General features: G+C 72.9%; 12 protein-coding genes and 1 pseudogene. 5 read left to right on the forward strand and 8 right to left on the reverse strand.

Annotated features, from left to right (window positions below):
- Positions 1-241 precede the first annotated feature (241 nt).
- The 6 genes and pseudogenes from whiA to B124_RS07695 form a co-directional block, all read right to left on the reverse strand.
- On the reverse strand, positions 242-1,219 hold the full coding sequence (whiA, locus tag B124_RS07670; RefSeq protein ID WP_347575601.1) for a DNA-binding protein WhiA: 978 nt from the start codon (positions 1,217-1,219) through the stop codon (positions 242-244).
- Positions 1,210-2,244, reverse strand: a complete 1,035-nt coding sequence (locus B124_RS07675; protein WP_496501913.1) for a gluconeogenesis factor YvcK family protein — start codon at positions 2,242-2,244, stop codon at positions 1,210-1,212. The genes whiA and B124_RS07675 overlap by 10 nt, the downstream gene beginning before the upstream one ends.
- Positions 2,241-3,197, reverse strand: coding sequence for an RNase adapter RapZ (rapZ, locus tag B124_RS07680; RefSeq protein ID WP_496501914.1), 957 nt, complete (start codon positions 3,195-3,197; stop codon positions 2,241-2,243). Before rapZ ends, B124_RS07675 begins: the two co-directional genes overlap by 4 nt.
- Positions 3,198-3,215: 18 nt before the next feature.
- Positions 3,216-5,225, reverse strand: a complete 2,010-nt coding sequence (gene uvrC / locus B124_RS07685) for an excinuclease ABC subunit UvrC (protein WP_496501915.1) — start codon at positions 5,223-5,225, stop codon at positions 3,216-3,218.
- A gap of 151 nt (positions 5,226-5,376) precedes the next feature.
- Positions 5,377-5,889, reverse strand: a complete 513-nt coding sequence (locus B124_RS07690; RefSeq protein WP_496501916.1) for a hypothetical protein — start codon at positions 5,887-5,889, stop codon at positions 5,377-5,379.
- A 302-nt stretch (positions 5,890-6,191) separates the two neighbouring features.
- Positions 6,192-10,437, reverse strand: a pseudogene (locus tag B124_RS07695) (DUF6531 domain-containing protein); the annotation flags it as partial.
- A gap of 123 nt (positions 10,438-10,560) precedes the next feature.
- Between B124_RS07695 and B124_RS07700 the strand changes: the two are divergent.
- Positions 10,561-11,220 carry a hypothetical protein gene (locus B124_RS07700; RefSeq protein ID WP_496501917.1) on the forward strand — a complete coding sequence of 220 codons (660 nt, stop codon included), beginning with the start codon at positions 10,561-10,563 and terminating at the stop codon, positions 11,218-11,220.
- Between the two features lie 115 nt (positions 11,221-11,335).
- Positions 11,336-12,280 (forward strand): carbohydrate kinase family protein, encoded by a 945-nt coding sequence (locus B124_RS07705; protein WP_496501918.1) that lies wholly within the window; start codon positions 11,336-11,338, stop codon positions 12,278-12,280.
- 51 nt (positions 12,281-12,331) lie between these two features.
- Here B124_RS07705 and B124_RS07710 read toward each other — a convergent pair whose 3' ends face one another.
- On the reverse strand, positions 12,332-15,595 hold the full coding sequence (locus B124_RS07710) for a phosphodiester glycosidase family protein (RefSeq protein WP_496502041.1): 3,264 nt from the start codon (positions 15,593-15,595) through the stop codon (positions 12,332-12,334).
- Between the two features lie 579 nt (positions 15,596-16,174).
- Positions 16,175-19,177, reverse strand: coding sequence for an excinuclease ABC subunit UvrA (gene uvrA / locus B124_RS07715; RefSeq protein WP_496501919.1), 3,003 nt, complete (start codon positions 19,175-19,177; stop codon positions 16,175-16,177).
- A 224-nt stretch (positions 19,178-19,401) separates the two neighbouring features.
- On the opposite strand from uvrA, the gene B124_RS07720 reads away from it, so the two are divergent.
- From B124_RS07720 to B124_RS07730, 3 genes are all read left to right on the forward strand, one after another.
- Positions 19,402-20,082 carry a maleylpyruvate isomerase family mycothiol-dependent enzyme gene (locus B124_RS07720; protein ID WP_496502042.1) on the forward strand — a complete coding sequence of 227 codons (681 nt, stop codon included), beginning with the start codon at positions 19,402-19,404 and terminating at the stop codon, positions 20,080-20,082.
- A gap of 12 nt (positions 20,083-20,094) precedes the next feature.
- On the forward strand, positions 20,095-20,751 hold the full coding sequence (locus tag B124_RS07725) for an MBL fold metallo-hydrolase (protein ID WP_496501920.1): 657 nt from the start codon (positions 20,095-20,097) through the stop codon (positions 20,749-20,751).
- Between the two features lie 218 nt (positions 20,752-20,969).
- On the forward strand, positions 20,970-21,815 hold the full coding sequence (locus B124_RS07730; protein WP_496501921.1) for a PaaX family transcriptional regulator: 846 nt from the start codon (positions 20,970-20,972) through the stop codon (positions 21,813-21,815).
- The last annotated feature ends 60 nt before the right edge of the window (positions 21,816-21,875 follow it).

The following is a 21,875-nucleotide window of genomic DNA, read 5'->3' on the forward strand; positions in this document are numbered from 1 at the left end:
CACTGCCGACCCTACCGCTTCCGCCACCCCGCGGCGGCCCGGACCCCGCCGGTGAGGCGGCCCTCGGCCCGTACCCCCTGGTAGGGCTGCGGGCCGCCGCCTCCATTCGGCGTCGCCGCCGGTCAGCGGGCCTGTATCGGCGCCTCAGATGGGCCGGCACGAGGCTCAGAAGAGCGGCGCACGGAGCGTTGCCGCGCGCCCTGCGCGGGGCCGGGCAGGGCGGGTGCGGCAGGGGCGGGCGTCAGCCCACCATCTCCTCGGTCAGGTTCGCCTCCGTGCCCGGGATGCCCAGGTCGCCGGCGCGCTTGTCGGCCATGGCGAGCAGCCGGCGGATACGCCCCGCGACCGCGTCCTTCGTCAGCGGCGGGTCGGCCAGGGCGCCCAACTCCTCCAGCGACGCCTGCTTGTGCTCCATGCGCAGCCGGCCGGCCGCCGCCAGGTGCTCCGGCACCTCGTCGCCGAGGATCTCCAGCGCCCGCTGCACCCGCGCGCCGGCCGCGACCGCCGCGCGCGCGGAGCGGCGCAGGTTGGCGTCGTCGAAGTTGGCCAGCCGGTTGGCCGTGGCGCGCACCTCGCGGCGCATCCGGCGCTCCTCCCAGGCGAGCACCGACTCGTGCGCGCCGAGCCGGGTGAGCAGGGCGCCGATGGCGTCACCGTCCCGTACGACGACGCGGTCCACGCCGCGCACCTCGCGGGCCTTGGCCGGGATGCTGAGCCGGCGGGCGGCGCCGACCAGGGCGAGGGCCGCCTCCGGCCCCGGGCAGGTGACCTCCAGCGAGGAGGAGCGGCCGGGCTCGGTCAGCGAGCCGTGGGCGAGGAAGGCGCCGCGCCAGGCGGCCTCGGCGTCGCAGGTGGCGCCGGAGACGACCTGCGGGGGCAGCCCGCGGATGGGCCGGCCGCGGCCGTCGACCAGGCCCGTCTGCCGGGCCAGTTGCTCACCGCCGGCGACCACGCGGACCACGTACCGGCTGCTGCGGCGCAGCCCGCCGGGGGCCATGACGATCATCTCGGAGCCGTGCCCGAAGATCTCCAGGATGTCCTTCTTCAGCCGCCGCGCGGCGATCCCGGTGTCCAGCTCGGCCTCGATCACGATCCGGCCGCTGACGAGGTGCAGCCCGCCGGCGAAGCGCAGCGTGGCCGAGACCTCCGCCTTGCGGCAGCACGTCCGGGTCACGGGGAGCCGAGAGATCTCGTCCTTCACCGCTGCCGTCATCGCCATGGCCCGATCCTTCCATGCATCCGAAAAATACGGTCGTACGCGGCGGCCAGCAGCTCCGGATCGTGCCGGGGAGTCCCGTCGGTCCGCGCCACCGGCGCCAGCTCGACCGAGCCCTCAAGCTCTTTCGCGGCCTCGCGCAACCCGTCGCGCTCTGCCGCACCGGGCACTGCATCCTTGTCGGCCAGCACCACGTCGAGGGCGAGTTTAGGGGCGTGTCGGCGCAAAACCTCCAAATGACGCCGCGGGGAAAATCCGTCCGTTTCCCCCGGCTGAGGGGCGAGGTTGAGGGAGAGGACCTTGCGGGCCTTGGTCTCCGCCAGGGCCTCGCGCAGGTCGGGCACCAGCAGGTGCGGGATGACGGACGAGAACCAGGAGCCCGGGCCGAGCACCACCCAGTCCGCCTCGCGGACGGCCTCGACGGCGGCGGGGACGGCCGGCGGGTCGGCGGGCACCAGGTTGACCTGCTGCACCTCGCCGGGGGTGAGGGCCACGGTGGCCTGGCCGGCCACGGTGGTGACCTCGTCGGGCAGCTCCGGCGCGTGGCCGCGTACGTCGGCGCGCAGCTCCAGGGGCACCGCGGACATCGGCAGCACCCGGCCGTGCGCGCCCAGGAGCTTGCCGACCAGGTCGAGGGCCTGGACGTGGTCGCCGAGCTGCTCCCAGAGCGCGACGATCAGCAGATTGCCCACGGCGTGGTCGTGCAGCTCGCCCTGGCTGGTGAAGCGGTGCTGGATGACGCGGGACCAGGTCTGGCCCCAGTCGTCGTCGCCGCAGAGCGCCGCCAGCGCCTTGCGCAGGTCGCCCGGCGGCAGCACGCCCAGCTCGGCGCGGAGCCGGCCGGACGAGCCGCCGTCGTCGGCGACGGTGACGACGGCGGTGAGATCGCCGGTGATCCGGCGCAGCGCGGCGAGGGAGGCCGACAGGCCCATCCCCCCGCCGAGTGCGACCACCTTCGGCTGCGAACCGGGCCTGCGGGCGACCCGGCGGCGCAGCCGGAGGTTCCGGCCGCCGGCGATCCGGCTCACTCGCGCCCCATGTCCCGGTGGACGACGACGGTCTCGATGCCGTTCGAGGCGAGCCGGCGGGCGAGCCGCTCGGACATCGCGACGGAGCGGTGCTTGCCGCCGGTGCAGCCGACGGCGATGGTCACGTACCGCTTGCCTTCGCGCCGGTAACCCTCGGTGACCAGGTGCATCAGCTCGGCGTAGCCGTTGAGGAACTCCTTGGCGCCGGGCTGGTTGAAGACGTACTGCGCGACGTCCTCGTTCAGCCCGGTGAACTGGCGCAGCTCGGGGACCCAGTGCGGGTTCGGCAGGAAGCGGCAGTCCACCACCAGGTCGGCGTCCACGGGCAGGCCGTACTTGTAGCCGAAGGACATCACCGTGGCGCGCAGCTCGGGCTCTTCGCCCCCGGCGAACTGGGCGTCCATCTTCGCGCGCAGCTCGTGCACGTTCAGGCTGGAGGTGTCGATCACCAGGTCGGCGTCGCCGCGCAGCTCGCGCAGCAGGTCGCGCTCGGCGGTGATGCCGTCGAGGATCGTGCCGTCGCCCTGCAACGGGTGCGGGCGGCGTACGGACTCGAAGCGGGCCACCAGCGAGTTGTCCGACGCCTCCAGGAAGACGATCCGCCGGGAGACGTGCTTCTCCTTCAGGTCGGCCAGGGACTCCTTCAGATTGTCGAAGAAGCGCCGGCCGCGGACGTCCACGACGACCGCGATCCGCGCCACGTTCCCCTGCGAGCGGGCGCCCAGCTCCACCATGGTGGGGATGAGGGCGGGCGGCAGGTTGTCCACGACGAACCAGCCGAGGTCCTCCAGGCACTTCGCGGCCGTGCTCCGGCCGGCACCCGACATCCCGGAGATGATCACCAACTCGGGGATGCCCGCCTGCGTGGAGTCACCGGTCCCGGCCGGCCCGGCGGCCAGATCACCCGTGGTCACGGCGGTCTCGTCAGTCTCGTCTGTCCCGTTGTCGTTCATCGTTCTGTCCCCCGGTCCTCACTCGTCCATGATCTCTCCGGTGGCGGTGTTCACCGCCGGCGCGGCCGGTGCCGCTTGCGCGAGGGTCGCGGCGATGTTTTCTGCCGTCTTGCGGCCGATGCCGGGAACCTCACAGATCTGATCAATAGTCGCAGCTCTGAGCCGTTTCACCGAACCGAAGTGCTGCAGCAGCGCCCGGCGGCGGCTCTCCCCCAGTCCTGGCACGTCGTCCAGCGGCCCGGCCTTCATGCTCGCGGCCCGCTTCTTGCGCTGGTACGCGAGGGCGAAGCGGTGCGCCTCGTCCCGTACACGCTGCAGCATGTACAGGCCCTCGCTGCTGCGCGGCAGGATGACGGGGTCGTCGCTGTCCGGCAGCCAGACCTCTTCAAGGCGCTTGGCCAGGCCGACGACGGCCACATCGTCTATGCCCAGCTCGCCGAGGGCCTTCCGGGCGGCGGCGACCTGCGGCTGCCCGCCGTCCACGACCACGAGCTGGGGCGGGTACGCGAACTTCTTCGGCCGCCCGGTGTCCGGATCCCGCCCGGCGGGCCCGTCCGCCGCCGTGTCCTCACGCTGGCCGCGCGCGGCGGCGGCCTCGGCCTCCGGATCGCCCCACTCCCCCGTCTTCTGCTTCTCCTGCACATACCGCCGGAACCTGCGGGTGACCACCTCGTGCATCGCGCGCACGTCGTCCTGGCCGGTGAAGCCCTTGATCTCGAAGCGGCGGTACTCGCTCTTGCGGGCGAGCCCGTCCTCGAAGACGACCATGGAGCCGACGACGTCGTCGCCCTGCAGATGGGAGATGTCGTAGCACTCGATGCGCAGCGGCGCGGAGTCCAGCTCCAGCGCCTCGGCGATCTCCTCCAGCGCCCTGGAGCGGGTGGTCAGGTCGGAGGCGCGCTTGGTCTTGTGCAGGGCGAGGGCCTGCTGCGCGTTCCGCGCGACCGTGGCGAGCAGGTCCTTCTTGTCCCCGCGCTGCGGCACCCGCAGGTCCACCCGGGACCCGCGGCGCTCGGTCAGCCACTCCCGTACGGGCTCCGTCGGCTCCGGCAGCGCCGGGACCAGCACCTCGCGCGGAATGGCCTCGGCCTGCTCGTCACCGTAGAGCTGCTGCAGGGCGTGCTCCACGAGGCCGGCGGTGTCGACGGCCTCCACCCGGTCGGTGACCCAGCCCCGCTGGCCGCGGACCCGGCCGCCGCGGACGTGGAAGATCTGCACCGCCGCTTCCAGCTCGTCCTCGGCCAGGGCGATCAGATCGGCGTCGGTGGCGTCGGCCAGGACGACCGCGTTCTTCTCCATGGCGCTCTTCAGCGCCCCCATGTCGTCCCGCAGCCGCGCGGCCCTCTCGTACTCCATCTCCTCGGCGGCCTCGTGCATCTGCCGCTCCAGCCGCTTGAGGTACGCGCCCGTACGGCCCGCCATGAAGTCGCAGAACTCCTCGGCCAGCTCCCGGTGCTCCGCGGCCGTGACCCGGCCGACGCAGGGCGCGGAGCACTTGCCGATGTACCCCAGCAGGCAGGGCCGGCCGATCTGGGCGCTGCGCTTGAACACCCCGGCGGAGCACGTCCGCACGGGGAAGGCGCGCAGCATCAGGTCGACGGTCTCGCGGATGGCCCACGCGTGCGCGTACGGCCCGAAGTAGCGCACGCCCTTGCGCTTGGGTCCGCGCATGACCTGCACCCGCGGATACTCCTCGTTGAGGGTCACGGCGAGGGAGGGGTAGCTCTTGTCGTCGCGGTACTTGACGTTGAACCGCGGGTCGTACTGCTTGATCCAGGTGTACTCCAACTGGAGCGCCTCGACCTCCGTGGCCACCACGGTCCACTCCACCGAGGCGGCGGTGGTGACCATCGTGCGCGTGCGCTGATGGAGTCCGGCGAGATCCTGGAAGTAGGACGAGAGGCGCTGGCGCAGGCTCTTGGCCTTGCCGACGTAGATGACCCGGCCGTGCTCGTCCCGGAACCTGTAGACCCCCGGGGAGTCGGGAATCTGCCCGGGCTTGGGACGGTAACTGGACGGATCGGCCATGCTTCCCACCCTACTGTCGACCACTGACGCCGGGCCGTTTGTCCACAGCCGTGTACCGAGCCCGCGACAGTCCGGTGACATCCGGCGCCGCGCCGGGCCACCGGGCGACCGCGCGCCGCCCGTCCCGCCGTGTTCTACGGTGCCGGGGCCCTCACCAGTTCCGTACGAAACGGAATCCGTCCGCGTCGGCCGACTCCGCGTAGTCCATGGCCGCCGGCGAGACGTCCGCGGGCGAGCGCCGCGGGACGGCGGTGAGCAGGTCGCGCACCTCCGGCGTGACGGCGTCCGCCGCGTCCGCGAACAGCTCCGCCGGGTCCGCGCCGATCAGCACGCAGGCCCGGTGCAGCAGCACCAGCGCCGGCAGCACCTCCCGCATGTCCGGTGCCTGTACCGCGGCCAGCGCGCACGCGAGCAGGCCGCTGCGGACCGCGCCGGGGTCCCGGCGGCGTACGGCCAGGGAGGCCATGCGCTCCCCGTAGGCGCCCAGCACCTGCCCCGCGCCCCGGTCGAGGACACCCGCCAACTGCCCGAAGTCCTCCGGTCCCGCCACCTGCGCCAGCAGCTCCGCGATCTCCTCGTCCCGCGGGCACGGAATCGGCAGCGGACCGTAGCCGGCCGCGGACCCGGGGTCCACGGCATCGACCTGGGCGGCACTCAGTTCCATCCTCGGACCTCTCGTGGCTCAGGGTGAGGGCGGGATCAGATAGTCGCCCACCTGTACGTAGCCTGCGTCGCGGAACATCCTAAGTTCGCGGGCGAAGACCGTTTCCCGCGCGTTGACGGCATCCCAGAGGTTCGCCCGCGTCATCGGCGACGCGATGTAGACGTGCTCCCGGGCGGCAATGACGTCCCGCACCCACTGGTCGTTGCGCGCGATCGTCCAGTCGGGGATGTTCAGCACGTTGTGGCCCGGCCACGTCCGGGCGACGGCGGTGTCCTCGAGGCGGCCGATGACCGCGATGTCGCCGCAGCCGGGCGCCAGCCCGAGCGGGTCGCTCCAGGTGTGCGGATTGTGGACGTACGTCGTCGGGTTGGGGGCCGGCGCGAGGCCGAGCGGGTCGGGGGCGGTGTAGCGGGCGGTCTCCGGGTCGTAGTAGCGGAACAGGTTGTAGTGGAGGCCCGTCTCCGGGTCGAAGTACTGGCCCGGGAACCGCAGGGGCGTGTAGGCGGTGGAGTCCGCCGACCACGCCGTGCCGCCCCAGAGGGTGCTGCGGGCCCGCCAGGCGATGTCGCCGTCCGGCGAGACGAGTTCGCGCGGCGTGCCGATGAGGTCGGTGACGATGGCGAAGAAACGGCTGTCGATCTCCTCCTGGGTGGCCTCGTCGGTGAGCCGCTCCCACTGCGCGACGGGGGTGTGCCCGTCGTGCTCCCAGGTGAGCGTGGTGTGGTGGGGCAGGTCGGGCGCGCGCGTGGTCTGCTCGGCCAGGACCGCGCCGTCCCAGACGAAGTCGGTCTGCTCGACCACGTCTGCGGCTGCGGCGGCGTCTCCGGTTGCGCCACCGGCGGCGACGCTGGAGAGGCGCTGCTTGCAGGTCCGGCGGCCGAGGGGGTCGTAGCGGTAGCGCCAGCGGGTGCCGTCAGGGGTGACGGCCTCGGTGAGCCGGTTCTCCTCGTCGTAGCCGAAGCGCCAGGTGTCCGGCTTCTTCGACAGGCGGCCCCGCTGCCGCAGGGTGAGGCAGCCGGCGGCGTCGTACGCGTAGCGGTACCGCCCGGCGCGGGTGAGGCGGGTGCCGTCGTAGCCGCGCTCGCCGGCCGCGTCGGCACCCGCGCGCTCCTCCGGGCCGGCGACGCTGCCGTGCGCGGCGGGCCAGAGGGCCAGCGTCTGGTTCCCGGCGTCGTCATAGGCGTACCGCTCCGACCAGCCGTGGGCGTCCACGGTGGTGATCCGGCCGACGGCGTCGAGGCCGTAGGCGGTGCGGCCGGCCAGCAGGTCGTCGACCAGCGTCAGGCAGCCGTCGGAGCGCCGGTCGTAGGCGCGGCGGCTCAGCACCTCGGCGCCGGGACCGGTGAGCGTCTGGCCGGTCAGCCGCCCGGCCGGATCCCAGGTCCGGGTCAGGGCGAGGCCGCCGTCGACACCGCGCCGCACCTCGTACCCGGCCGCGTCGTGGTCGAAGCTCAGCAGGTGGCCCGCCGCCGTCACCCCGGTGCGGCGGCCGGCCGCGTCGTGGGCGTACGCCGTCTGCACGCCGCCCGGCGTGGTGCGGCCCGTACGGCGGCCCAGCGCGTCGTAGGTGAAGGAGAGCACCCGGCCGTCCACCGACTCGGCCGTGATCCGGCCGAGCGCGTCCCGCTCGTACGCGACCTCCGACTCGGGGTCGCGGACGCTCAGCAGCCGCCCGGCGGCGTCGTAGGCGTAGGCGGTGACCCGGTCGCCGATGCGCTTGGCGACCGCGCGGCCGAGCGGATCCCGCTCGTAGTCGATCACGGTGCCGCCCGGCGTCGTGCGCTGGACGAGCCGGCCGGGGGCGTCGTAGCCGTAGCGGTGCACCCGGCCGTCGAAGTCCGTCTCCTCCGCCAGGCGGCCCGCCGGGTCGTAGCGATAGCGCCAGGCGAGGCCGTGCGGGTTCACGACCTCGGTGAGCCGCAGCCCGCTGTCGTAGCCGAACTCGTACCGCGCGCCGTCCGGCTCTGTGCGCGCGGCGAGCAGGTCGAAGTGGGTGTACTCGAGGCGCGTCACGTGGCCCGCGGCGTTGGTGTGGGTGAGGCAGTTGCCCTCGCCGTCGTACGTCCAGTCCTCGGCGGACCCGTCCGGCGCCACCTGGGCGGCGAGCCTGCCCTCCGTCGTCCACCCGAACCGCGTCTCGCCGCCGAGCGGGTTCGTCACCACGACGGGGCGCCCGAACGGATCGCGGCGGTAGCGGGTCACCGCGCCCAGCGGGTCGGTGACCGCGACCGGCAGCCCGGTCGCGTCGCAGCGCACCGTGGTGACGTGCCCGAGGGCGTCGGTGACCGCGGCGAGGTGGCCGGCGTCGTCGTACGCGAAGCGCGTGACGGCTCCGCCGGGGTCGACGACGGCGGTGCGGTTGCCGCGCTCGTCGAACTCCTGCCGCCAGACGGCGCCGTCGGGGGCGGTGAGTTCCGTGGGCCGGCTCAGCGCGTCGTACGCGGCGGTGGTCGCGCGGCCGTCGGGGCGGGTGACGGAGGTCAGCGCGCCGTCGTCGGCGTAGGCGTAGGACGTGGTGCTGCCGTCGGGGGCGGTCTCGGTGCGGAGGCGGTGGTGCTCGTCCCAGGTGCGGTGGGTGGTGTGGCCGAGGGGATCGGTCTCGGCGACGACCTGCATGCGGTCGTTGACCTGGTAGCGCCAGCTGTGGCCGCGGTCGTCGGTCGCGGTGGTGAAGCGGTGGCCGGTGTCCGGGTCGGGGCCGGCGTAGTCGAGGGTGAGGCGGAGGTGGCCGGCCTCGCCGCCTTCGGAGACGCAGCGGTCCTGCTCGTCGTAGGCGTAGTCGTAGCTGCGGTCGTTGCGGTCGGTCCAGGAGGTGATGCGGCGGCGGTCGTCGTAGGCGAAGCGCAGGGGGCGGCCGGAGGAGTTGACGTCCTCGGTGAGGTTGCCGCGGACGTCGTAGCCGAAGCGCTTGACGACCGTGTCCTGGACGTCGTCGTCGGCCGCGCCGGCGAGGGTCAGGGCGGTGACGCGGCCGGCGGCTGTGGTGAGTTCGAGGTGGTAGCCGCCGGAGTGGCGGATGCCGACGGGGGCGCCCTGCTCGTCGTACGTGAACGTGATCGTGTGGCCGTTGCGGTCGGATATCTGCTCGATCAGCGCCAGCCCCGCGGGGTCGGGCGGGGCGAAGCGGCGGGTGTGGCCGGTCGCGGGGTCGGTGACGGCGTAGCCGCCGGCCGTCGTCGGGCGCAGGGGCCAGCGCGGGCCGGAGTCGGGCAGGGCGAAGGCGTCCTGGGCGTCGGGGCGGGGGTGGGGGTAGGCCAGCAGCAGGCCGTCCTCGGTGACGAAGACGATGCGCTCGTCGTCGCACTCCAGGTGCTGGTCGACGGTGGAGGACCAGGACGGCCCGAACCAGCGGCCCGCGTAGTAACCGGACTCCGCCCGGCGGGAGAAGACCAGCGGCAGCGCCCCGGGCAGGACGATGTCGGTCTGGGGCAGGAACATCTTCCCCGACGCCATGTCGACGGGGTCGCTGATGCCCTTGCTGACGATGTTCTTGAGCCGGCTGTACGCGCCCTTGGCACCGTCGGCGAGCATGTCGCCGCCGCGCCTGGCGAGGCCCAGCACCGCGGACTTCATGCCCTTCAGCCCGGCCAGCCCGCCCTTGAGTCCCTTCAGGCCCTTGGCGAGGCCGCCGAGGGTGGTCAGGCCCTTCATGCCGGGGATGCAGTCCAGGGCGGCGAAGGCGACGTCCCACAGGGAGGCTTCGCCGTTCATGTACTTCATCAGGGTGTCGGCAAGGACGACCAGCGCGGCGGCCAGGACCACCCATGCAAGGGGCCCGCCGATGATCAGGACGACGATGCCCAGGACCGCGACGATGACCTTGCAGACGTTGACGATGGTGTCCCAGTTGTCCTTGACCCAGTCGACCGCCTTCTCCCACCACTTACGGTTCTGAATCCCGGCGTCGGAGGCGTCCTCCAGCTTGTCCTTGGCTTCGTCGGCGGCATCCTCACGCATCTTCTTCGCGTCGGCGGCCATCTTCTTGGCCGCTTCAAGACCCGACTCGGCATTGTCGACGGCCGTCTGGGCAGAGGCGCGCGCAGACTTGGCATCGGTGGCGTTGCGGGCCGCGGCCCGCACCTCCGACTCGTCGGGCTTCTCCTTGCCCTCCTTCTCGTCATACTCCTCAGTCTTGGCGGTGGCCCGGTCCACCCAGGAGTCCGCCGAGTCCANNCGGCCGGTGGCGGCGGTCAGATCNCTCTGCGCCTCCCGNCCCNTGGCCAGNGCCTTGTCGGCGAGGGACTGCGCCCGCTCCAGCTTCGGCCAGTACGCNGCCAGNGCNTCCCCNGCNAGGTCNTACGACCGCTGNAGNTTCTTCAGNTTCNTGGGNACTTCCTCGAACTCNTCCTGGAANGCNTTCGCGGTCTTCCCCGCCCACCGCAGCAGCGCATCCTCACCCGCCATGCCCTTGATCTGCCGCAGCGCATCCGCCACATCGTCCGCGAAGTCGTGCAGCTCACGGGCGAGTTGCTTCACCCGGTCCGGGTCGCCGGGCGTCGGATCGTCATCCAGGTCCAGGACATGCCAGTCCGTCGGCCGGTTCCCCACTCAAACCTCCCCCGTCCTTTCCGCGCACCATCGCATCTCGCCGTAGGAAGCTATCGAAAGCGGGTCCGGTTCCGCTGCCCCTGTGCACAGGCCGGGCGGGTGTTCGATATCGAGGAGGCTCGGGTGGCGGTGCGGCGGGAACTCACCTCTCTCCTTCGCAGCGCGCGGCAGGGCAGGCCGACACATCACCTGCGCAGCCCGTGGGTCAGGCCCCGCAGGCTGGCGGCCTTCGTCTACGTCGCCGAGCAGCACGGCTACCGATACGACGGCGTCGTCTCCCACCCCGCAGCCTCCGCCCCGACCCTCGTCTTCCGGCGGCTGCCGGACGCCGCCGACCGGCTGGAGCGCACCGTACAGCTCCATCCGGACGCAGAGCGCGGCGGGCGGCTCCCGGGCATGCGCCCCGGCCGCCGGCGGCTGGTCCCCCTTCCGGAGGTCAAGCCCGAAGTCGACGTGCTGTTCGCGCCGTTCCTGCTGGACGTGACAGAGTCGTCCTTCGTCAGGAAGCGCAGGCGCCACTTCGTGGTCACCCTGCTTCTGTGGATAGTGCTCGTCGCGGTGACCGGCGCCTTCTATGCGGACTCCGTCCGTGGCTACCTGCAGACGGTCCCGGTCATCGACGGCGTCCTCGCCGCGCTCCTGGTCACCGCGTACTCGCTGAGCAAGGTCACCACGCGGCGTACGCGCAAGAGGGCGAGCCGGCTGCTGGCGGAGGCGGGCATCGTCTGGCCGCCGGAGCGCCCCGCCGACCGGCGCCGGCGGAGGCGGAGGCGGAGGCGCTGAGAGCGTGCCCTTCCGCGAGCCGCTGCCGCCGGGTGACCGTGCGGGCAGGAAGCGGGCCGCGGACCGCGGTGATACGGGCAGCCGGTGTGGGCCGGGGTGCGGCCATACTTGGCGCATGATCGTGGTTGGCGGAGAGGCTCTGATCGATCTCGTACCGGGCGGAGGCGGGGGCGTGCTGCCCCAGTTGCAGCCGGTGCGCGGCGGCGGGCCGTACAACACGGCGGTGGCCCTGGGGCGGCTCGGGGCGGACGTGGCGTTCGCCTCGCGGGTCTCCACGGACGCCTTCGGGGCGGCGCTCATGGCCGGTCTTGAGGCGGCGGGGGTGGACACCGGCCTCGTACAGCGGGGGGCGGAGCCCACGACGCTGGCCGTCGCCGACGTCAGCCCGGACGGCTCCGCGGGCTTCCGCTTCTACGCCGAGGGCACGGCCGACCGGCTGTTCCAGGCGCCGGACGCGCTGACCGCCGGCGTGCGGGCGCTGGCGGTGGGGACCTGCTCGCTGGTGCTGGAGCCGGGGGCGACCGCGTACGAGACGCTGCTGAAGCGGGCCGCCGCGGACGGGGTGTTCACCCTTCTCGACCCGAACATCAGGGCCGGGCTCATCGCGGACGCCGACGCCTACCGCGCCCGCTTCCGCTCCTGGCTGCCGCACGTGGCGCTGCTGAAGCTGTCGGTGGAGGACGCGCAGTGGCTCGCCGGCGGGCGGCCGTGGACCGAGGCGCTGCCGGAGTGGCTGAGGTCGGGCCCGCGGGCGGCGGTGCTGACCCGCGGTGGCGAGGGGCTGACGGGGGTGGTGACGCAAGGTCTTGAGCGGTACGACGTGGCCGCGCCGCCGGTCGACGTCGTCGACACCATCGGCGCCGGCGACACCGTCAACGCCGCGCTGCTGCACTGGCTCGACGCCCACGACGCCCTCGCCCCCGGTGCCCTGGCGGGCCTCGACCCCGCCGGCTGGCGCGCCGCCCTCGGCCACGCCGCCCGGGCGGCGGCGATCACCTGCTCGCGCGCGGGCGCCGAGCCGCCGTACGCGGCGGAGCTGGCGGAGTTCGCGGACGGCTGACGGCTCCGGTGCGGTCGCGGGGCCCCGCAGGACCCCGCGACCGCCCGCCCGCTACCGGGTGACCGTCACCTGGTCCCCCTGCGTGACGCCGTTGACCGTCACCGTCAGCGTGACCGTCCCCGGCCGCAGCCCCGTCACCTCGCCGGTGGCCGGGTCGTACGCCGCGATGTCACTCCGGTCCGCCTCCCGCGGCGGGCCGATGTGCAGCCGGTCCGTACCGGACCAGTCCGCGCTGACCGGCCAGGCCACCGGCACCTGCCGCGCGCCCTGCGTGACCGACGCCGTCGCCGCCGCCGAGCCGCCCACGCGGACCTCGGGCGCGGCCAGGGCCAGCCCGTCCACGTGCGGCCGGGTCTGCACGGAGACCCAGTCGGGCAGCCCGCGGTGCGGCGCGGTCCGCGCCTGCTGCTGCTCGTCGCCCGACACCTCGTCGACGCCGATCAGCGACCAGCCGGAGAAGCCGCCCTCGCCGGGCGGGGTGGCCGGGGCCTTCCCGGAGTTGCCGTTGATCAGGTACGGCACGCCGTCGACGTGCTCGGCGTGGAAGGTGCCGACGTGCCCGCCGACGAACGCCGCGCCCTTGCCCGTACGGGCCCGGAAGTCCGCGAGCCAGTCCTCCAGCACCCGCGCCTCCTTGCGGTCGCTGAGCTGGCTGGCGCGCTGCGCGGTCGGGTCGCGCGGCGGCACGTGCTGGACGACGGTCACGGAGCGCACTGACGGGTCCTTAGCCGCCGCCTCCAACTGCCGCTTCAGCTCCGCGATCTGCGCGTAGCCGCCGCCGCGGAGCGTCAGCGACGAGGTGTCGAGGGTGAGGAAGCGGGTTCCCTTGTGGTCGAACGTCCGCTGCGCGGGGCCGAACTCGGCGACGAAGTTCTCGACGGAGCCGCCCATCACCTCGTGGTTGCCGGGCACGTAGTACCAGGGCACGGCGTCGCCGAGTTCCTCTTCCAGTATTCCGCGGGCGAACGTCAGGTCCTCGGGCGAGCCCTCGTCGACCAGGTCGCCGCCCACGATGAGGAAGTCCGGCCGGGCCGCCCTGATCTCCCGCAGCGTGCGCCGGGTCTGCCGGACGATGGCGCTGTCCGGTTCGCGGGCGACGAACTGCGCGTCGGACATCACCGCGTACTGCCAGTCCCGGCCCGCCGTCTCGGCAGCGGAGTCGATCAGCGGGTCGCGGTGCGCCGCCGTGCGGGGCAGGTCGACCCCGGGCGGGCTCTGCGCGGTCAGCTCGTCTATGACGAGCTCGCTGCTGTACTGGCTGGCGGGCTTGGTCTCCGCCACGTAGAAGCGGAAGACGGACAGCGGGTACTGGGTGCCCTCCGGGACCTGGAAGACGACCTGCTTCCAGCCCTGCCAGGTGATGTAGTCGCCGCGGAGCACGAGGTCGGCGCCGGCACCGTCCTTCAGGTGCAGCGACGGCCAGGCGCCCTTGCCGTCGCCCTTGATCCACAGCCCGAAGCTCAGCGGCTGGCCGGGGATGTCGATGCGCTGCGGCGGCGTGGCGTAGGCGGCGCGGGTGGCGGTGGACTGGGAGAAGTCGTACGCGATCTTCATCCCGGCGCCCGTGTGCCCCTCGGGCTCCAGTGCGAGCGAGCCGGTGGCGCGGGCCGTGGAGAACTTCCAGTCGGCCGCGTCCTCGAAGTCCGCCAGCTGCGTCTCGGTGAGCCCGACGGTCAGGGCGACGTGCGTGACCTTGCCCTGCACCGTCGCTTTGAGCACGCCGGACGCCGTCGGCTCGGTGGTGCGGGCGCGGACGGTGAAGCCGCCGGTGCGGGCGTCCGGGGCGACGTCGAACAGGGCGCGGTCGTAGTCGAGGCGTACGTCGGCGGGGTCGACGGGTGCGCTGGCGCCGTGGGCGTCGCGGCCGACGATGCCGAAGGCCGCCTCGTCCTCGGGGCCGGCGAGGCCGACGCGCTCGCCGGTGGGCGTGATCCGCTCCAGCCGGTCGAGGACGGTCAGCCGGATGCTCCCCGCCGCTTCGCCGCGGCGGGCGGTGACCTCCGCGGTGCCGCCGCTGCGGGCGGTGAACGTACCGTCGCCGTCGACGCCTCCGACGCCTTCGCGGTCGCTGGACCACGACGGGCGGCCGGCGGCGGGGCCGTACGTCTCGTCGTAGCCGGCGGCGTCGAGGTCGCGGGTCAGGCCCGGGAACACCCGGTCGGGGTGGCCGCCGGGCACCGGGTCGAGGCCGGGCGCGAGCGCGGGGTCCGCGGCGGTGGTGACGCGGAAGTCCTTGAGCGTGCCGCTGCCGCCGGGGGCGGTGAACGCCAGGCCGTTGGGGACCTCCCGCTCGGCGCCGTCGGACGGCGAGTTCTCCACGAACCGCTCGTCGGAGCCGGGCGCGCGGGCGACGAGGGTGGAGGAGCCGCCGCCGTCGAGGTTCAGCGCGTCGTACGCGCCGAGGGCATCCATCATCCGGGCCAGTTGCGTGAGCGTGACGCCGCCGGCGTCCGCCTGGCGGCCGTCCACGGTCAGCACGTGCATGGTGCCGCCGTCCTTGGAGAAGCCGACCGCGGTGCGGGGGGCGGCGGTGTTGTTCGGCCGGCCCTCCCAGTCCTGCGGCACGCCGTCCTCGACGAGGACGCCGCGACCGCCGACGGCGGTACGGGGCACGGGGCTGCCGTCGTCTGTGCGGACGTCGTACTCGACCTGCGCCGCGTCGCCCGGCTGGAGTTGGGCGAGGACCTTGGCACCGGTGTCGCGGCCGACCAGCACCGTGGTGCCTTCGGCTATCGCGCCCTTCCCGGGCCCGGCGGTCACCTCGGTGACCTTGCCGTCCCGCACGGCGACCTCGGTGACCTCGGTGGCCCCGTCGACCGTCAGGGCGCGGTCGGCCTCGCCCCACTGGGCGTTGTACGCGCCGATGCCGTCCGCGGGGACGTTGGCCGCGTTGTGGCCGCCGAGGGGGTGCTCGCCGTCGGGGAGGGTCAGGGTGCCGTCGAAGTAGAGGTCGAGCACGCGGCCCGCCTGGTCGGGGCCGACGCCGACCGCCTCGGAGACGCCGGGCGCGGGCGAGTGCGTGGCGCGGCCCTCCTCGACGCCGGGGCCGAGGGGGGCGCCGGTCTCGTTGATGTCGAAGAAGTCGGCGTTGATGGCCGCGACGGTGGTGCGGCCGGGGCCGGGGTCGTGCTCGGCGGCCAGTTCGGAGACCGGCGCGCGGTCGGAGACCGCACCGCCGAGGTAGTCGACGCGGGTGCCGGCCCCCAGGTCGACGCTGAGGGCGTCGGCCTTGAGCCACTTGTCGGTCTCCAGCCGCTCGAAGGACGTCAGCTCCATGCCGGGGGCGACGGGCCGCGATGTGGAGGCGATGTCCATGCCCTCGCCGGCCGGTACGGAGACGGCCCCGGCGGCGCCGGCCGGCTGCTCCTGGCCGACGGCCGCGGGGGCCCCGAGGAGCAACAAGGAAGCCGCCGCTGCCGCGACGGCCCTGGGTCGGAAGGGTTTACTGCGTACTCCCGCTCTGAGCACGGTTTCTCCTTGGAACGACACGGGAACGCACGCTTCTTGCGCACGGCGGGCCACAGCCTGGCAGTGGAAAGTGGTCTACACCAGAGGGCGCGCGCAAACTCCGCCCGAACAATTCCCGCCGTCGGTCCGTCATTTGAGATCGAGTCAGGCGGGCCCGTACCAGGTGGAACGCGGCGGGCGTGTCGCCGTGACACGGCGGCGCGCGGGCACCGCGCAGGGCTGCGGCGCCCAGCAGAACTGCGCGGGGTGACGCGGCAGCGATAGTGAGCGGTCCGGCGTGCGGCCGGCCGCACGCCGGACCGGCGCGTCAGCCGCGCCCCTTGGCCGCCCGCGGCAGGCGGACCGGCGTGGCGCGGCCCGCGAGGCGACGCGGCTACGCCGCCTGCACACGGCAGCACGGCTGGGGTAGCGCGCCGGGCCTGACCCTCAGCCGCGCCCCTTCGCCGCCGCCTTCTTCGTGGCCGCCTTCTTCGTCGCCGTCTTCTTGGCCGCCGCCTTCTTGGCGGGGGCCTTGGCCGCCGTCGACTTCGCGCCCGCCGCCGCCTTTTTGGCGGTCGCACGCTTACGGGCCGGCGGCGAGTCGCTCACCCGGTCGCCCAGGATCTCCCGCAGGAACTTCCCGGTGTGGCTGGCCGGCATCGCCGCCACCTCCTCCGGTGCGCCCTCCGCCACCACCAGGCCGCCACCGCTGCCGCCCTCCGGGCCGAGGTCGACGACCCAGTCGGCGGTCTTGATGACGTCCAGGTTGTGCTCGATGACGATCACCGTGTTGCCCTTGTCGACCAGCCCGGTCAGCACTCCTATCAGCTTCTTGATGTCCTCGAAGTGCAGCCCCGTCGTGGGCTCGTCCAGCACGTACACCGTGCGGCCCGTCGAGCGCTTCTGCAGCTCGCTCGACAGCTTCACCCGCTGCGCCTCGCCGCCCGACAGCGTCGGCGCCGGCTGGCCCAGCCGCACGTACCCGAGGCCCACCTCGTTGAGCGTCTTGAGGTGGCGGGCGATGGCCGGCACCGCCTCGAAGAAGGACAGCGCCTCCTCGATCGGCATGTCCAGCACCTCGGCGATGGACCTGCCCTTGTAGTGCACGTCCAGGGTCTCGCGGTTGTACCGCGCCCCGTGGCAGACCTCGCACGGCACGTACACGTCCGGGAGGAAGTTCATCTCGATCTTGATCGTGCCGTCGCCGGAGCAGTTCTCGCAGCGACCGCCCTTGACGTTGAAGGAGAACCGGCCCGGCTGATAGCCGCGGACCTTCGCCTCCGTCGTCTCCGCGAACAGCTTGCGGACGTGGTCGAAGACGCCCGTGTACGTCGCGGGGTTGGACCGCGGCGTACGGCCGATGGGCGACTGGTCGACGTGCACCACCTTGTCCACCAGGTCGTCCCCGTCGACCCGGGTGTGCCGCCCGGGCACGCTCCGCGCGCCGTTCAGCTCACGCGCGAGATGCGTGTACAGGATGTCGTTGACCAGCGTCGACTTCCCCGACCCGGAGACGCCCGTGACCGCCGTGAGCACCCCGAGCGGGAAGGCCACGTCGATGTCCTGCAGATTGTTCTCCCGCGCCCCGCGGACCACGAGTTCCCGATTGCCGTCGACCGGCCGCCGGATCTCCGGCGTCGGGATCTCCTTCTTCCCCGACAGGTACTGCCCGGTGAGCGAGGCGTCGTTGTCCAGCAGTTCCTTGAGCGAACCGCTGTGGACCACCGTGCCGCCGTGCTCGCCGGCGCCGGGGCCGATGTCGACGACCCAGTCGGCGGTCTTGATGGTGTCCTCGTCGTGCTCGACGACGATCAGCGTGTTCCCCAGGTTGCGCAGCCGGACCAGGGTCTCGATCAGCCGGTGGTTGTCCCGCTGGTGCAGCCCGATGGACGGCTCGTCCAGCACGTACAGCACGCCGACGAGGCCGGAGCCGATCTGTGTGGCGAGCCGGATGCGCTGGGCCTCACCGCCGGAGAGGGTGCCGGCGGCGCGGTTGAGCGAGAGGTAGTCCAGGCCCACGTCGACCAGGAAGCGCAGCCGCTCGTTGACCTCCTTCAGCACCCGCTCGGCGATGGTCTTCTCCCGGTCGGTCAGCTCCATCGCGCCGAGGAAGTCGGCGCAGTCGCTGATCGACATCGCCGAGATGTCGGCGATCGACCTGTCCTGCACCGTGACCGCGAGGACCACCGGCTTCAGCCGCGTCCCGTTGCAGGTCGGGCAGGGGACCTCCCTCATGTACCCCTCGAAGCGCTCGCGGCTGGAGTCGCTCTCCGCCTCCGCGTGCCGCCGCTTGACGAACGGCACGGCGCCCTCGAAGGCCGTGGTGTACGACCTCTCGCGCCCGTACCGGTTGCGGTAGCGCACCTCGATCTTCGTCCGGTGCCCCTGGAGCAGCGCCTTCTGCGCCCGCTGCGGCAGCCCCGCCCACGGGATGTCCGTACGGAAGCCGAGGTCGTCGGCGAGCGCCCCGACGATCCGGGCGAAGTAATCCTTGGTGTGCCCGTGCGACCACGGGTGGATGGCGCCCTCGTCCAGCGACTTGTCCGGGTCGGGGACGATCAGCTCCGGGTCGACCTCCATCCGGCTGCCGATACCCGTGCAGTCGGGGCAGGCGCCGAACGGCGAGTTGAAGGAGAAGGAACGCGGCTCCAGCTCCTCGAACGACAGGTCGTCGTACGGGCAGTAGAGATGCTCGGAGTACATCCGCTCGCGGTCCGGGTCGTCCGCGTCCAGGTCGACGAAGTCGAGGATGACCATGCCGCCGGAGAGCCCGAGGGCCGTCTCGACGGAGTCGGTCAGCCGCCGCTTGGCGCTCTCCTTGACCGTGAGGCGGTCGACGACCACCTCGATCGTGTGCTTCTCCTGCTTCTTCAGCTTGGGCGGGTCGGTCAGCGAGGACGTCTGCCCGTCGACCCGCGCCCGGCTGTACCCCTTCGACTGCAGGTCGGAGAAGAGGTCCGCGAACTCGCCCTTGCGCTCGCGCACCAGCGGCGACAGCACCTGGAAGCGGCTGCCCTCGGGCAGCGCGAGCACCTTGTCCACGATGGCCTGCGGCGACTGCCGGGTGATCGGCCGGCCGCACTGGGGGCAGTGCGGCTTGCCGATACGGGCGAAGAGCAGCCGCAGGTAGTCGTAGACCTCGGTGATCGTGCCGACCGTGGACCGCGGGTTGCGCGACGTGGACTTCTGGTCGATCGAGACGGCCGGCGAGAGGCCCTCGATGAAGTCGACGTCCGGCTTGTCCATCTGGCCGAGGAACTGCCGGGCGTAGCTGGACAGCGACTCGACGTAGCGGCGCTGGCCCTCGGCGAAGATCGTGTCGAACGCCAGGGATGACTTGCCGGACCCCGAGAGTCCCGTGAAGACGATGAGGGAGTCGCGGGGCAGGTCGATGGAGACGTTCTTCAGATTGTGCTCGCGAGCGCCACGGACGAGGAGACGGTCGGCCACGCCGGTCGGACCTTTCTTGATAAGCGGCGGGGACCGTCCGGGCGGGCGGCACCCCTTGTCAAGCGTATGGGGGTTGCCGCGGAGCTGTCCGCGGCTTTCTCCCATCGGGCCACACGCTAACGTCTGGGTCTGACAACGACGTCCTGCCCAGCATTCCCACCCGCTCGTCCCCAGGGGATCCGATGACAGAAACCGCAGGTCGCACGCACGACCCCGTACGCGACATGGCCATCCTCAAAGCTGCCACCGACAGCCTCCTCGACCGCGCCGCCCGCCTGGACGACGCCGCGCTCCGCGCGCCCAGCGCGCTCCCCGGCTGGACCCGCGGCCACGTGCTCGCCCACCTCGCCCGCAACGCGGACGCCCTGGTCAACGTGCTCTCCGGCCGCCCCATGTACGCCACCGCCGAGATCCGCGACGCCGACATCGAGGCCGGCGCCCCCCGCCCGCTCGCCGAGCAGCTCGACGACGTACGGGCGACGGCGGCCCGGCTGGAGCAGACGGCGGCGGACATCCCGGCGGACGGCTGGTCGGCCCGCTGCGAGCTGCGGGGCGGCGTGACGGACGTCATGGCGCGGATCCCGTTCCGGCGGCTGGTGGAGGTGGAGCTGCACCACGTGGACCTCGACGCGGGCTACACGCTGGACCAGCTCCCGGCGGACTTCGTGGGCCGGGAGATCGACTTCCTCACCGCCCGCTTCGCGGGCAACGAGGAGGTCCCGCCCCTGACCCTCTCGGCCCCCGGCGGACAGACCTGGACCACCGGCGCCCCGCCGTCCACCGGCACTCCGGTGCAGGTCACCGGCGCCCCGTACGCCCTGATGGGCTGGCTCGCCGGCCGCACCACGGGCACGGGCCTGCGCACCGAGAGCGGCGCCGTGCTGCCGACCCTGCCCCCGCTCTGAGATGCTGACCCCATGTCGTACACGGGCAAGGTCACCGTCGGCGGCGCCGCCGACGTGCACGAGCTGACGGACCTGATGATCTCCAAGGTCGCCGTCGGGCCGATGAACAACAACGCCTATCTGCTGCGCTGCCGCGCGACGGACGAGCAGTTGCTGATCGACGCCGCGAACGAGCCCCACACGCTGCTCACCCTCATCGGCCCCGACGGCATCACCTCCGCCGTCACCACCCACGGCCACGGCGACCACTGGCAGGCCCTGGCCCCGGTCGTCGCGGCCACGGGCGCCCGCACCTACGCGGGCCGCGCGGACGCCGCCGACATCGACGTCCCCACGGACGTCCTCGTGGACGACGGCGACACGATCACGGTGGGCCGCATCACCCTCACCGCCCGCCACCTCGTCGGCCACACCCCGGGCTCCATCGCCCTGGTCTACGACGACCCCCACGGCCACCCGCACATCTTCACCGGAGACTGTCTTTTTCCGGGTGGCGTGGGCAACACCTGGGGCGACTCGGAGCGCTTCACGTCCCTGCTGCACGACGTGGAGACCAAGATCTTCGGCGACCTCCCGGACGAGACCTGGGTCTACCCGGGCCACGGCGACGACACCACCCTGGGCGCGGAGCGCCCGCACCTGGCGGAGTGGCGCGAACGCGGCTGGTGAGGGCGAAGATCTGAGCGGCCGGCGCCCACGGCGAAGGCAACCTGCGATGGCGTCCGGCCGAGTGGTGCAGCGGGCCCGGCGCCATGCGCCCGGGGGCGTCCCCCCCCATGCGCCTCGCCGCGACAAACTCGCGGTAACCCACCCGCAAAACTAGGGCAAACCGCCCACCGGGGCCGACTTTCGTCCACCTACACGCACTCGACGCCTGGAGGGAGCCGGTGGAGACCCCGGACGACATCGGGCGGGTCGTGCGACCCCAAACGCTTCTGCTTGCCCTCTTCGGCGACCAGGTGCTCGGCCGCGGCGTGGCCGTCTCCGCGGGCAGCGTCATCGCGGCGCTGGACCGACTGGGGATCGGGGAGCATGCCACGCGCGCCACCCTGGCCCGGATGGCGCGGCGCGACCTCCTGCGGCCCATACGCCGCGGCCGTCAGGTCTACTTCGGGCTCGCACCGCGCGGGGTCGCGGTGCTGCGCGACGGCCAGCGCAAGCTGGCGGCCGAGATCGTGGACCGGGAATGGGACGGCCGCTGGACTCTGCTGGCGTTCTCCGTGCCGGAGACGCGGCGTGCCGACCGTCACGCCCTCCGGACCCGGCTGGGGTGGGCCGGGTTCGCTCCCCTGCGCAGTGGGCTATGGGTCTCGCCGGGTACGGCGGACGTCTCGCAGGTGCTGTCCGAACTGGACCTGCTCGACCATGCGTCGGCCTTCCGGGGCGAGGCGGCGATGTGGAGCGACCCGGCGAAGATCGCCCGGGAGGCGTGGGACCTGCGGGCGCTCGCCACGAGCTACCGGGGCTTCCTCGACCGCTGGTCGAGCGGTGCCTTCGGCGAGCTGGACGCGCTGTCGCAGCGTACGCGGATGACGGCGGAGTGGTTGCTGCTGATCCGCCAGGACCCGCGGCTGCCACCCGCACTGCTGCCGCCGGAGTGGCCGGGGGTGCGGGCACAGGAGATGTTCCGGACCCTGCAGGCCGAGCTGATCGGCCCCTCGGACGAACTCGCCGCGGCGTGGCTCGCGACCATCGCAGACGCAGGGGAACAGCACGCTTCGGCCAATATTTGACACATCATTGACGGTCGTTACAGAGCTGCCTAACTTGATGCGAGCGGGGCCAGAACAGGA

Source organism: Streptomyces sp. CNP082, assembly GCF_059570535.1.

Coding starts and splice junctions, on each gene's coding strand:
- uvrC (WP_496501915.1), bottom strand. CDS start 5,225: ATGGCCGATCCGTCCAGTTACCGTCCCAAGCCCGGGCAGATTCCCGAC.
- B124_RS07720 (WP_496502042.1), top strand. CDS start 19,402: ATGGCCATCCTCAAAGCTGCCACCGACAGCCTCCTCGACCGCGCCGCC.
- whiA (WP_347575601.1), bottom strand. CDS start 1,219: ATGGCGATGACGGCAGCGGTGAAGGACGAGATCTCTCGGCTCCCCGTG.
- B124_RS07690 (WP_496501916.1), bottom strand. CDS start 5,889: ATGGAACTGAGTGCCGCCCAGGTCGATGCCGTGGACCCCGGGTCCGCG.
- B124_RS07725 (WP_496501920.1), top strand. CDS start 20,095: ATGTCGTACACGGGCAAGGTCACCGTCGGCGGCGCCGCCGACGTGCAC.
- B124_RS07705 (WP_496501918.1), top strand. CDS start 11,336: ATGATCGTGGTTGGCGGAGAGGCTCTGATCGATCTCGTACCGGGCGGA.
- B124_RS07710 (WP_496502041.1), bottom strand. CDS start 15,595: ATGGACATCGCCTCCACATCGCGGCCCGTCGCCCCCGGCATGGAGCTG.
- rapZ (WP_496501914.1), bottom strand. CDS start 3,197: ATGAACGACAACGGGACAGACGAGACTGACGAGACCGCCGTGACCACG.